A 12,402-nucleotide genomic window follows, 5' to 3' on the forward strand; every position below is an offset into this window, starting at 1 on the left:
GGGCGCGATGGGCCGTTCGCGCCGGGAGCGTGAACGGTTGGACGCGCCCCCTGGCCAGCCGGTGCGCCTGCCGGGCCAGTTGACGCGCCCCCGGTCGCCCGGTGCGCCCCGGTCAGCTGACGCGCCGCTGGTGCCGGCGCAGCAGTTGGGTGCGGGCGGCGGCGTCCTGGTCGCGCCGGGGGTGCGGGGCGTTCGCTCGGTCGGCCGCGCGCTCGGCCAGCCGGTCGGCGATCGCGTGCTGGGCGGCGGCCGGCTTCTTGTCGTCGTACTTGAACTTGGCGCGCACCTCGCGGACCGTCAGGCGGAGCCCGCGCAGGCCGGGGAGCAGCCGGGAGAACTCGCCCTCACCGGGCACCACCCGGGTGTCCGGCGTCTCCGGCTGGAAGTGCGCCAGCTGGCGGTTGAGGATCTCCGCCTTGCCCGCCGCGGACTCGACGAGCTCGGCGGTGCAGTGGAAGTGGACGGAGGCGTAGTAGCTGGTGGGCGTGCCCGGCTCGCCGCGCCAGTAGCCGGGCGCGAAGGCGTAGCCGTCGGTGACCGCGAGGGTGACCTGCGGGTCGGCCCGGACGGCGGCCAGCAGCGGGTTGGGCGTGGCGAGGTGGAGCAGGATCTCGCCGCGCTCGGCGTCCAGCAGGAAGTGCGTCGGGACGAGCACCGGGCCCTCGCCCGGTCCGCCGTTGGCGGCGAGCAGGCCGAAGTCGCGGCCCTCGGCCAGCCAGGCGCGCCACTCCTGTTCGTCGCCGCGGTCCCAGGATCTGATCAGCATCGGCGGGCCCTCCGTCAGCGGGGGTAGCCGCGCAGGTGCGCGGGCAGCGGGACGGTGGTGGAGTCGGCGGGCTCGGGGGTGCCGTGCACGGTGGTGACCGGGATCAGGCCGGACCAGTGGGGCAGGTCGAGGTCCTCCGGGTCGTCGTCGGCGCCGTCGTCGCGGGTCTTGGCCGAGACCTCGTCCAGGTCGAGCCGCAGGACGGCGGTGGCGGCGAGTTCCTTGGCGTTGGCCGGGCGGACGTCGGCGGAGCGGCCGGGGATCGCGTGGTCGACCAGCGCGGCCAGCGCGACGTCCAGCTCCTCGGGGTCGGTGACCTGGTGGGCGGTGCCGTGGGCGACGACCGAGCGGAAGTTGACCGAGTGGTTGAACGCGGACTTGGTCAGCACCAGCGCGTCGACCAGGGTGACGGTGAGGCAGACCGGCAGGCCCTGGTCGGCGGAGGCGTTGCGCAGCGGACGGCTGCCGGTGGAGCCGTGGACGTACAGTCGGCCGCCGACGCGGGCGTAGATGGTCGGCAGGACGACGGGGGCGCCGTCGGCGACGAAGCCGAGGTGGCAGATGTACGCGTGGTCGAGGATGTCGTGGATCGCCTCCTGCTCCCAGGTGGCGCGGTCCTTGTAGCGGGTGGGGGTGGTGCGGGGGGTGCGGGAGTAGCTGGCGGAGCCTTCTGAAGGGGCCGACATGACAACCTCTATGTACTAGTGCATAATTTGCTTTGTGCTAGGAGACTATCCGCTGAAAGGGCGACGCGCCAGCGAAATCGCGTCCCACATCGAACAGGGCGTGAGCACCGGACGCCTCGCCCCCGGAACCGCGCTGCCCCCGCTGCGCGACCTCGCCGCCGAACTCGGCGTCAACCCCAACACCGTCGCCGCCGCCTACCGGCTGCTCCGCGACCGCGGGGTGATCGAGACCGCCGGCCGCAAGGGCAGCCGGATCCTCCCCAGGCCCGCGCTCACCCCGCGCGACCAGATCCGCGTCCCCGTCCCCCCGCACGCCCGCGACCTGTCCGCCGGCAACCCCGACCCGGCGCTGCTGCCCGACCTCGCCCCGGTCCTCGCGGCCGCCGCCGAGGCCGCCCACGCCGAGCCCGTCCTGTACGGGCACCCGGCCATCGATCCCGGGCTGCTCGCGCTCGCCCGCGCCTCCTTCGAGGCCGACGGCCTGCCCGGCGGTCCGATCGCCGTCGCCTCCGGCTCGCTCGACACCATCGAGCGCATCCTCGCCACCCGGCTGCGCCCCGGCGACGCCGTCGCCGTCGAGGACCCGGGCTGGGGCAGCCTGCTCGACCTGCTGCCCGCGCTCGGCCTGCGGCCCGCGCCCGTCCGGCTGGACGACGAGGGTCCGCTGCCCGACTCGCTCGCCGTCGCGCTGGCCGAGGGCGCCCGCGCGGTGGTGGTCACCAGCCGGGCGCAGAACCCGACCGGCGCCGCGGTCACCGCCTGCCGGGCCGAGGAGCTGCGGGCCGTCCTGGCCGAGCACCCCGGCGTGCTGCTGATCGAGGACGACCACGGGCACGGCATGGTCGACCAGCCGTACCACTCGCTGGTGGGTGCCGGCGCGCGGCACTGGGCCGTGGTGCGCTCGGCGGCCAAGGCGTACGGCCCGGACCTGCGGCTCTCGGTGGCCGTCGGCGACGAGGACACCATCGGACGGGTGACCGGGCGGCTGCGCCTCGGCGCAGGCTGGGTCAGCCACCTGCTCCAGCGGGCCGTCGCCGAGCTGTGGCGCACCGACGCGGTGCCGGTCGCCCGGGTGGCCGGTGTCTACCGGGCCCGCCGGGACGCGCTGCTCGGCGAACTCGCCGCGCGCGGCATCGAGGCGCACGGCGAGAGCGGACTGAACGTCTGGGTGCCGGTGCCGGACGAGACCTCCGTGCTGGTGGCGCTGGTGCAGCGCGGCTGGGTCGCGGCGCCCGGCGCGCGCTACCGCATCCAGTCCCCGCCCGGGCTGCGGCTCACCGTGGCCCAGCTGGAACCGGCGGACGCGCAGCGGCTGGCCGAGGACCTGGCGGCCGTGCTGGGGGCGGGCGGGGCCGGTTCGCGGCTGGTGTGAACCGGGCTCCGCCGGTCCGGTTCGACCCGTGCGCTCCGCCGGTCTGAACCCGGTGCTCCGCTGGTCTGAACCCGGCGGTAACAAAGCGGGAAACCTGGTGCAGATACCTAGCGGTAACCAGTGCGGGCATGTCATGTTCATCGCGCCACCGGCCGGCGGCCCACCCTCACCTAGGCGTCTTCCCGTCCCCACCGCACGGGAAGACCGAGCCGCAGGAGTTCCGCCGTGCCCGAAAACAGTTCGAGCATCACCCGCAGCGCCCCTCGACTCCGCCGACGGCTGCTCACCGCGGCCCTCGCCCTCCCGCTGGCCGCCGGCGGTCTGATGGCCGGCGGCCTCGCCGCCGCCGCGCCGGCCGCCGCGGCCCCCTCCGTACCCCTCGCCGCACCGGGCGGCCCCACCGCCAGCGTCACGCTCGGCGACAGCTACATCTCCGGCGAGGCCGGCCGCTGGATGGGCAACGCCGCCGGCACCAGCGGCAGCCGGGCCGGTACCGACCGCGCCTGGAACGGCAGTTCCGCCGACGCCTCCCGGATCTACGGCCCCACGGCCGCGAGCGGCTGCGACCGATCCGACGTCGCCGAGGTGCTCAGCGCCTCCACCGGCGCGCAGAACGAGATCAACCTGGCCTGCTCCGGCGCCGTCACCGCGAACATCTTCCGCGCCGCCAACGGCGGCCAGACGCTCAAGGGCGAGGCCCCGCAGGCCGACCAACTCGCCACCGTGGCACGGCAGAACAACGTCAAGCTGATCACGCTGTCGATCGGCGGCAACGACCTCGGCTTCGGCGGCATCATCTCCAACTGCGTCCAGGACTACCTCATCTGGTACTCCTACTGCCACGACTCCGCGCAGTCCTCGATCGACTCGAAGATGCCCACGGCGATGGCCGGGGTCGGCAAGGCGATCGACGAGATCCGCGCGGTGATGGCCGGCGCCGGCTACGCGCAGGGGGACTACCGCCTCGTCCTGCAGTCCTACCCCTCGCCGATCCCGCGCAGCGCCGAGATGCGCTACCCGGAGAGCGGCTGGACCCGCTCGAACACCGGTGGCTGCCCGTTCTGGGACGGTGACGCCGACTGGGCGCGCGACTCGATGGTGCCGCAGATCTCCAAGTCGCTGGCCGGGGTCGCGGCGTCCAAGGGTGCCCAGTTCCTCGACCTCTCCGACATGCTGCAGGGCCGTGAGGTCTGCTCGACGGCCACCCGGCAGCCGACCGCCACCGCCGGACCGTCCGCGACCACCAGCGAATGGGCACGCTTCCTGGACGGCGGCCTCAACTCCACGCAGGGCGTGCTGCAGGAGTCGATGCACCCCAACTACTACGGGCAGCAGGCGCTCGGGCGCTGCCTGACCCTGCTGTGGGGGCAGAGCAGCGGCGACTACGCGTGCCGCAACACGGCGGGGCAGGACGCGGGCGGGATGTACCTGGCGGCGCGGTGACGCCGTGACGTTGTGGCGCTCGGCGCCCGTTCTCCGGATCGGTTCCGGAGGCGGGCGCCGGGTGGCTCAGCCCTTGGCGAGCAGGGCCTGGGCGTGCGCCCGGACCTGGTCCTTCGTCAAGTAGGCGTCGGTGTACTCGAAATCGCGCATCCGGGCGGGCTGCCGGGCGAGGAAGCCGGTCCGGACGAAGTCGTCCCCGGCGGTCGCGTTGAGCAGCCAGTTGGCGCTCACCCGGAACTTGGCCGTGTTGGTGCGCATCGCCATCAGGTGGTAGCCGCGGGCCACCAGTTGGGCCGGCACCCCGTGCAGCTCCACGCCGAGCGGCTTGGACACCGCGTCCTTGCCGCCCAGGTCGACCACCAGGCCCAAGTCCTTGTGGTAGTAGGGCTCCAGAGGCTGGTCGCGGAGCGCGGCGATCACGTTGTCGGCCACCACGCGGCCCTGCCGGGCGGAGTGCTGGGCGGTCGGCGGGCAGACCGCGCCGTCGCCCTTGGCGAGGTCCGGCACGGCGGCCGCGTCGCCCAGCGCGAACACGCTCTCGAACTGCGGCACCCGCATCTCCGCCGTCACCGCGAGCCGGCCGCGGACCGTCTCCGCGTCCAGCGTGCCGATCAGCGGGCTCGCGGCCACCCCGGCGGTCCAGATCAGCGTGCGGCAGGGCAGCACCCTGCCGTCGGTGAACTTGACCGACTCGGCGCCGACTTCGGCCACCGAGACGCCCAGCGACACCTCGATGCCGCGGCCGCGCAGCACCTCCAGAGCGGCCAGGCCCAGCGCGTCGCCCAGCTCCGGCATCAGCTTCGGGGCGATGTCGATCAGGTGCCACTTGATCTGCCGGGTGTCCAGGCGCGGATAGCGGTGGGACGCGGCGGTGGTCAGACGCTGCAGGCAGGCGGCCGTCTCGGTGCCCGCGTAGCCGCCGCCGACGACCACGAACTGGAGCCGGGACTCGCGCTCCCGCTGGTCCAAGGTGGCCGAGGCGAGGTCGAGTTGGGCGATCACGTGGTCGCGGACGTAGGCCGCCTCGGCGAGCGTCTTCATGCCGCGGGCGTAGTCGGTCAGGCCGGGGATGTCGAAGGTGCGGGTGACGCTGCCGGGGGCGAGGACCAGGTAGTCGTACTTCTGCGCCACCACCTCGTCGGTGATCTTGCGGACCACGCACACCTTGGAGGCCGGGTCCACGCCGATCGCGCCGCCCGGAACGATGTGGGTACGGCGCAGCGTGCGGCGCAGGGAGATCGCGACCGACTGCGGGGTCAGCACGCCGGCCGCGACGTGCGGCAGCAGGGGCAGGTAGAGCTGGTAGCTGAACGGTGTGACCAGCGAGATCTCGGCCTCCGTCGGCGCGAGCTTGCGTTCGAGTCGGCGGGCGCACTCCAGGCCGGCGAAGCCACCGCCCACGATCAGGATCCGAGGTCGTTCCATCGCTCATCCCTTTGCCGTGCAGGTCGTAACCGCGAAGGTCCCCATTGCTGTCCGCCACACTCGCACGGAGCAGCGGGGGCTGCCACCGGGGTGGGGCGGATGGTGGAGGGGTGGGACGGGGGGCGTACGGAGGGGAGGAGGTGACGGGTCGGCACCGATAGGCTGTGGGGCGTGCTCCCCGAGGTGACGGCGGTCCGTTATGTGACGCCACTGCGAGAAGGCGGCTCGATGCCGGGCCTGGTCGAGGCCGACGACCGGCGGCTGTACGCGCTGAAATGGGTCGGCGCGGCGCAGGGCCGGAAGGCGTTGGTGGCGGAGGTGCTGGCCGGGGAGTTGGGCCGGCGGCTCGGGCTGCCGGTGCCGGAGCTGGTGACGGTCGACCTGGATCCGGTGCTGGCCCGCAGCGAGCCGGACCAGCAGGTCCAGGACCAGATGCGGGCCAGTGGCGGGACCAACCTCGGGATGGCCTTCGTCAGCGGCGCGCTCAACTTCGACCCGCTCTGCTTCGAGGTGGATCCGGAGTTGGCCGGCCAGGTGCTCTGGTTCGACGCGCTGATCGGCAACGTCGACCGCTCCTGGCGCAACCCCAACCTGCTGGTGGCGACCGGCGGGCTGCGGCTGATCGACCACGGCGCGAGCCTGATCTTCCACCACCACTGGGCGGGCGCCGCCGCCTGGGTGCGCCGCCCGTACGACGCCTCCGACCACGCGCTGCTGCGGGCCCGGCCGGACCTGACGGCCGCGGACAAGGCGCTCGCGCCGCTCGCGGAGGCCGCGATCGAGGGCGCGGTGGCGAGGATCCCGGAGGTCTGGCTGCTGGACGAGCCCGGCTTCGACTCGCCCGAGGCGGTGCGCGCCGCGTACCGCGCCCAGCTGACCGGCCGACTGGCCGGTCCGCGCGACTGGCTGCCGGAGGTGCCCGCATGACCGAGCCGAGGACGCCCGCGCTGCCGGCCGCCGTCGAACTGCACGACTACGAGTACGCCGTGATCCGCGCGGTGCCGCGGGTGGAGCGCGGCGAGTGCGTCAACGTCGGGGTGCTGCTGTACTGCCGGCAGAACGGGTATCTGGCCGCGCGCACGCACCTGGACCAGGCCCGGCTGCTGGCGCTCGACCCGGTGGCGGACGTGCACGGGGTGCGGCGGGCGCTGCACGGGATCGAGGCGGTGTGCGCCGGGGGTCCGCAGGCCGGTCCGGCGGCGGGGGACAGCCCGGGGCAGCGGTTCCGCTGGCTGACCGCTCCGCGCAGCGCGATCGTCCAGCCGGGGCCGGTGCACACCGGGCTGACCGCGGACCCGGAGCCGGAGCTGCGGCACCTGTTCGATCAGCTGGTGCTCTAAGCTCTGTCGACTGGCCGGAGGCTCTGTCGACCGGCCGGTGCTGCAGTTCTGGTCAAGCCGTCGACGGTTGCCGTGGTCAAAGCTTGAGTTGCTGAAGCACTCGGCCGTACGCTGACCCCATGGGTTCGACAGCGACGACGACCGTACCGACCAACGCCGAGTTGATGGAGGCGTTGGCCGCCGTCGGCGCCGCGTATTTCCAGGACTTCGCGGCGGCCGCGGCCCGGCACGGGCTCTCCTCCTCGCAGGCCAAGGCGCTCGGCGCGGTGCAGGAGCCGGTGCCGATGCGGGCGCTGGCCGGACGGCTGGGCTGCGACGCCTCCAACGTCACCGGGATCGTGGACCGGCTGGAGACGCTGCGCCTGGCCCACCGGGAGGCCGCCGCCGGCGACCGCCGGGTGAAGATCGTCGTGATCACGGACGAGGGCCGGGAGATCCTGAACCGCATCCGCGGCGAGATGGCCCGCACCCACCAGGCGTTCGAGGCGATGACCGACGAGCAGCGGATCGCGCTGCACTCGATCTGCGGGCAGGTCCTGCCGGTGCTGGCCGGCCGGGCCGGCGCCGCCCAGTAAGCCAGCCCAGTAAGCCGCCCGGTAACGGACCGCGCCGCGCCCGGCGGGAGCCGTCGGGCGGGCCCGGTCGGAGCCGTCCGCTCCGGCCCGGGCCGTAGCCGCCCGATGCGCCGACGTTCCGGCTGACCTCGGCTGTTAGGCTTGCGAAGCGTGAGCGCGAAGCCCCAGATCCCCAATGTCCTGGCCTCCCGGTACGCCTCGGCGACCCTGGCCCAGCTGTGGTCCCCCGAGCACAAGGTGGTCCTCGAGCGCCACCTGTGGCTCGCCGTCCTGAAGGCCCAGCAGGACCTCGGTGTCGAGGTACCGGCGAACGCCGTCGCCGACTACGAGCGGGTGATCGACCAGGTCGACCTCGGCTCGATCGCCGCCCGTGAGCGGGTCACCCGCCACGACGTGAAGGCCCGCATCGAGGAGTTCAGCGAACTCGCCGGCCACGAGCAGATCCACAAGGGCATGACCTCCCGGGATCTGACCGAGAACGTCGAGCAGCTGCAGATCCGCCAGTCGCTGGAGCACGTGCGCGACCGTACGGTGGCCGTGCTGGTCCGGCTGGCCCGCCTGGCCGCCCAGCACTCCGAGCTGGTCATGGCCGGCCGCTCGCACAACGTGGCCGCGCAGGCCACCACCCTGGGCAAGCGCTTCGCGTCGATCACCGACGAGCTGCTGGTCGCCTTCCGCCGCCTGGAGGAGCTGATCGCCCGCTACCCGCTGCGCGGGATCAAGGGCCCGGTCGGCACCGCCCAGGACATGCTGGACCTGCTCGGTGGCGACACCGACAAGCTCGCCGAGCTGGAGCGCCGGGTCGCCGGGCACCTCGGCTTCGACAACGTGTTTATCAGCGTCGGCCAGGTCTACCCGCGCTCGCTGGACTTCGAGGTGCTCACCGCCCTCGTCCAGCTGGCCGCCGCGCCGTCCAGCCTGGCCAAGACCATCCGTCTGATGGCCGGCCACGAGCTGGTCACGGAGGGCTTCAAGGAGGGCCAGGTCGGCTCCTCGGCGATGCCGCACAAGATGAACACCCGCTCCTGCGAGCGCGTCAACGGCCTGGCCGTCATCCTGCGCGGCTACGCCTCGATGACCGGCGAGCTGGCCGGCGACCAGTGGAACGAGGGTGACGTCTCCTGCTCGGTGGTGCGCCGGGTCGCGCTGCCGGACGCCTTCTTCGCCTTCGACGGCCTGCTGGAGACCTTCCTGACCGTTCTCGACGAGTTCGGCGCCTTCCCCGCCGTGATCGAGGCCGAGCTGGACCGCTACCTGCCGTTCCTCGCCACCACCAAGGTGCTGATGGGCGCGGTGCGCGCGGGCGTCGGCCGGGAGACCGGGCACGAGGTCATCAAGGAGCACGCCGTCGCCTCCGCGCTGGCGATGCGTGCGGGTGGCCGCGAGAACGAGCTGCTGGACCGGCTGGCCGCCGACGAGCGGATCCCGCTGGACCGGGCCGGGCTGGACGCGCTGCTGGCCGACCGGCTCTCCTTCACCGGTGCGGCCGGCGCCCAGGTCGCCGAGGTGGTCCGCCAGGTGGAGGCCGTCGCCGCCGCCTACCCGGAGGCCGCCAAGTACGCGCCGGCCGACATTCTCTGACGGGCAGTACTTCCTGACGATTCGTCAGCCGGCTGAGGGCCCTGCCGCCGATCCGGTGGCGGGGCCCTCGTCCGTGTGGACGTGGCCCGGGTCGAGTGGTGGGGTGGTGCCGCAGGCCCACTCGCAGTCCGGCTCGGCCACCGGGCGGTCCACCGGCGCGAGCACGTTGCCGCGGACGGTGGCGAAGGCCGTCAGCCCGCCGGTGACCAGCAGCCCGGCGCAGATCAGCATCGCGGTGCGGAAGGCGGAGTCCACGGCGGACGGCACCCGGTAGGCGTCGCCGCTCAGCCCGGCGAGCGAGGGCAGCGCGGCGACCGCGAGCAGCCCGGCCGCGCGGGCGGCGGCGTTGTTGACGCCGCTGGCGATGCCCGCGTGCCGGACCTCGACGGCGGCCAGCACCGTCGCCGTCAGCGGCGCGACCAGCAGGGTCATCCCGCAGCCCAGCACCGTGACGGCGGGCAGCACGTCCGCCCAGTAGGAGGAGCCGGGGCCGATGCGCAGCATCAGCAGCACCCCGGCGGCGCACAGCAGCGGACCGACGGTGAGCGGGATCCGGGGGCCGATCCGCTTGCCCAGCCGCCCGGCGCGCGCCGACAGGGTCAGCATCAGCACGGTGATCGGGACCAGGGCGAGGCCGGAGACCAGCGGGGAGAAGCCGGAGACGATCTGCAACTGCACCACCAGCAGGAAGAACACCCCGCTGAACGCCGCGTAGACGCAGAGGGTGACCAGGTTGACGGCGGTGAACAGCCGGGAGGAGAAGAGGCCGAGCGGCAGCATCGGCTCGGCGGCGCGGCGCTCGACCGCGATGAAGGCCGCGCCGAGCAGCAGGCCGATCGCGCCGGTGAGCCAGACCGCGGGGGACAGGCCCTCTCCGGCGGCGGTCAGCGCGTAGGTGATCGCGCCGAGGGCGAGTGCGGCGAGCAGCGCGCCGAGCACGTCGAAGCGGCCGACGGCGCTCTCGTTCCGACTCTCGGGGACGAACCGGGAGGTGACCGCGACCACGGCGGCCGCGAGCGGCAGGTTCAGCAGGAAGATCCACCGCCAGCCGGGGCCGTCCACCAGCCAGCCGCCGAGGAAGGGGCCGACCGCGGCCGACACCCCGCCGAGGCCCGACCACAGGCCGACCGCCGCCGAGCGGTCGTCCGGGTGGAAGACGGCTTGCAGCATGGCGAGCGAACCGGGGGTGAGCAGCGCCCCGCCGATGCCCTGGACGGCGCGGGCGGCGATCAGCACGTGGATGGTGGGGGCGGCGGCGCAGGCCGCGGAGGCGGCGGCGAACCAGAGCACGCCGATCAGGAAGACCCGGCGCCGGCCGTACCGGTCGCCGAGCGCGCCGCCGAGCAGGATCAGTCCGGCCAGGGTGAGCAGATAGGCGTTGAGCGTCCACTGCAGGGACGCGAGGGAGGCGCCGAGATCGGTGCCGATGCGGGGCAGCGCGACGTTCACCACGGTGCCGTCGAGCATCGCCATGCTGGAGCCGAGCACCGTCGCGAGGAGGACCCAGCGTCCCCGCGAGGTGCCCAGGCGCAGTGTTCCTGCTTCGGAGGTGGCCACGGGCCGATCCTGCGCCCGTGGGGCGTACGTGACAAGGGTCACCGGGGGGTGTGTCGGTGGGTGCGCGGTGCGTGAGCGGGTGGGTGCGCAGCGGTGGCGGAATCGGCGCAGCGTCGTGGATCAGTGGCGCCGGGTGAATGGATTGTGCACGTACGGTGCAGCCGATCATTCGAAGGGTCACCGCAGCTCGGGGGGTTGTTGCCGGTTCAAGTGATCGACATTGCTTCACCCGAACGGATGGGTTTTAGTTCAGCGACCGCCCGGCCAGTCCGGACGGATCCACCGGGTGGAACGCCGAATCCTGCCGCTGCCCGGTGGCTCGCACCGAACTCTGTACGGCAGGAGCGGGGGACCCACAGGTAAGTCGCCGGACCGGAAACGGCACGCTTTCGCGTACCCGGATCCAGGGCCGGCTAGGGGTGAAGCCGCATGTGCGGCCGGGCAACTCCAGCCCGAACCCGACAGCTCACCTCGCAGGCGTCGGAGAGGAAAATTCCATGCCTGCACAGGCTCGTCGTATCGCCCTGCCCCGCGCCGCCCGCATCGGGATCGCCACCGCCGTCACCGGTGTCTCCTTCGCCCTGCCGCTCGTCACCGCGATGAGCGCCCAGGCCTACCCCGCGCCGGCCGCCGCCGTCACCGCCGCCCCGGCCGCCGCTCCCGCCGACCAGGCCCAGGCCCCGTCGCAGGAGAGCTACCGCGTCGTCAGCGGCGACACCCTGTCCCGGATCGCCGACGCCCAGCACGTCGACGGCGGCTGGCAGGCGCTGTACGACCACAACCGCGAGGTCGTCGGCGGCAACCCGGACCTGATCTTCCCCGGTCAGCAGCTCGTGATCGCCGGCCAGGCCGCCCCGGCCAAGCCCGCCGCCCCGGCGAAGCCCGCCCAGCCGTCCGCCCAGGACGCCGCGCCGGCCACCACCGCCGCCAAGCCGCAGGCCCAGCTGGAGGTCCGGACCGAGGCGGCCAAGCCGTCCGCCCAGCTCCAGACCCAGCTGCAGACCGCCGCGCCGACCACCGCGGTCACCGCCGTGCCGGTCGCCGCCGCCTCCGCCTTCGTCGCCCCGCTGGCCAGCCCGAAGCTGGGCACCGCCTACGGCGTGGCCGGCTCGATGTGGGCCTCCGGCCACCACACCGGCCAGGACTTCGTCGCCTCCACCGGCACCCCGCTGCGCGCCGTCGGCAACGGCGTCGTGGTGAAGGCCGGCAACGGCGGCGCCTACGGCAACGAGGTCGAGATCAAGCTCGCCGACGGCCACTTCGCCGAGTACGCGCACCTCTCCTCGATCGGTGTGAAGATCGGTCAGGCCGTCAAGGCCGGACAGCAGATCGGCCTCTCCGGCGCGACCGGCAACGTGACCGGCCCGCACCTGCACTTCGAGATCCGCAACGGCTCGGAGTACGGCTCGGACATCAACCCGGTCGCCTACCTGCGGGCCCACGGCGTCGCGCTCTGACCAGTGCCGGATGCACCGGATGCACCGGATGCACCGGATGCACCGGATGCACCGGATGTGCCGGATGCGTCGGGTGAGGAACCACCGCTGCTACGGGGCGAATCGACCGCCCGGGATGGTCATGTCGGGTGACCGCTCGACCGGGTGATCGCCGCAGCAGTGGACATGGGCGCGGGACACGCCCAGGCCGGCCCGGCTCG

General features: G+C 73.5%; 11 protein-coding genes and 1 riboswitch. Of the genes, 7 read left to right on the plus strand and 4 right to left on the minus strand.

The features are described from left to right. Positions 1-112: 112 nt before the first annotated feature. Both ACFV61_RS10375 and ACFV61_RS10380 read right to left on the minus strand, forming a co-directional pair. The gene (locus tag ACFV61_RS10375; protein ID WP_380491061.1) at positions 113-766 is read right to left on the minus strand and encodes an FMN-binding negative transcriptional regulator; all 654 of its coding nucleotides are present in this window, start codon (positions 764-766) and stop codon (positions 113-115) included. Positions 767-780: 14 nt separating this feature from the next. Then, positions 781-1,452: a pyridoxamine 5'-phosphate oxidase family protein gene (locus tag ACFV61_RS10380; RefSeq protein ID WP_063350215.1), complete on the minus strand. Its 672-nt coding sequence runs from the start codon at positions 1,450-1,452 to the stop codon at positions 781-783. Positions 1,453-1,486: 34 nt separating this feature from the next. Here ACFV61_RS10380 and ACFV61_RS10385 point away from each other — a divergent pair, with 34 nt between their 5' ends. Together ACFV61_RS10385 and ACFV61_RS10390 are read left to right on the plus strand one after the other, a co-directional pair. Then, positions 1,487-2,824: an aminotransferase class I/II-fold pyridoxal phosphate-dependent enzyme gene (locus ACFV61_RS10385; protein ID WP_380491063.1), complete on the plus strand. Its 1,338-nt coding sequence runs from the start codon at positions 1,487-1,489 to the stop codon at positions 2,822-2,824. A 225-nt stretch (positions 2,825-3,049) separates the two neighbouring features. Beyond that, entirely contained in the window at positions 3,050-4,267 is a 1,218-nt protein-coding gene (locus ACFV61_RS10390) for a GDSL-type esterase/lipase family protein (RefSeq protein WP_380370420.1), read from the plus strand. A gap of 66 nt (positions 4,268-4,333) precedes the next feature. Here the strand turns inward: ACFV61_RS10390 and ACFV61_RS10395 are convergent, their stop codons facing one another. Continuing rightward, the gene (locus tag ACFV61_RS10395; protein ID WP_380491065.1) at positions 4,334-5,692 is read right to left on the minus strand and encodes an NAD(P)/FAD-dependent oxidoreductase; all 1,359 of its coding nucleotides are present in this window, start codon (positions 5,690-5,692) and stop codon (positions 4,334-4,336) included. Positions 5,693-5,863: 171 nt separating this feature from the next. Here ACFV61_RS10395 and ACFV61_RS10400 point away from each other — a divergent pair, with 171 nt between their 5' ends. The 4 genes from ACFV61_RS10400 (at position 5,864) to purB (ending at position 9,188) form a co-directional block, all read left to right on the plus strand. Then, positions 5,864-6,619, plus strand: a complete 756-nt coding sequence (locus tag ACFV61_RS10400; protein WP_079136059.1) for a HipA family kinase — start codon at positions 5,864-5,866, stop codon at positions 6,617-6,619. Next, positions 6,616-7,032: a DUF3037 domain-containing protein gene (locus ACFV61_RS10405; protein WP_063350220.1), complete on the plus strand. Its 417-nt coding sequence runs from the start codon at positions 6,616-6,618 to the stop codon at positions 7,030-7,032. The genes ACFV61_RS10400 and ACFV61_RS10405 overlap by 4 nt, the downstream gene beginning before the upstream one ends. Before the next feature lie 119 nt (positions 7,033-7,151). Beyond that, a complete protein-coding gene (locus ACFV61_RS10410; RefSeq protein WP_063350221.1) occupies positions 7,152-7,607 on the plus strand; it encodes a MarR family winged helix-turn-helix transcriptional regulator in 456 nt (151 codons plus the stop codon). A gap of 150 nt (positions 7,608-7,757) precedes the next feature. Continuing rightward, complete coding sequence (gene purB, locus ACFV61_RS10415; protein ID WP_063350222.1) at positions 7,758-9,188, plus strand: adenylosuccinate lyase; 1,431 nt, start codon at positions 7,758-7,760, stop codon at positions 9,186-9,188. Positions 9,189-9,212: 24 nt separating this feature from the next. Here purB and ACFV61_RS10420 read toward each other — a convergent pair whose 3' ends face one another. Beyond that, complete coding sequence (locus ACFV61_RS10420) at positions 9,213-10,745, minus strand: MFS transporter (RefSeq protein WP_380491067.1); 1,533 nt, start codon at positions 10,743-10,745, stop codon at positions 9,213-9,215. Between the two features lie 312 nt (positions 10,746-11,057). Then, positions 11,058-11,240, plus strand: a riboswitch (cyclic di-AMP (ydaO/yuaA leader). Positions 11,241-11,242: 2 nt separating this feature from the next. On the opposite strand from ACFV61_RS10420, the gene ACFV61_RS10425 reads away from it, so the two are divergent. Next, entirely contained in the window at positions 11,243-12,202 is a 960-nt protein-coding gene (locus ACFV61_RS10425; protein WP_380340672.1) for a peptidoglycan DD-metalloendopeptidase family protein, read from the plus strand. Positions 12,203-12,402: the final 200 nt, after the last annotated feature.

This window comes from Kitasatospora sp. NPDC059817, from assembly GCF_042731835.1.
Taxonomy (GTDB): Bacteria; Actinomycetota; Actinomycetes; order Streptomycetales; family Streptomycetaceae; genus Kitasatospora.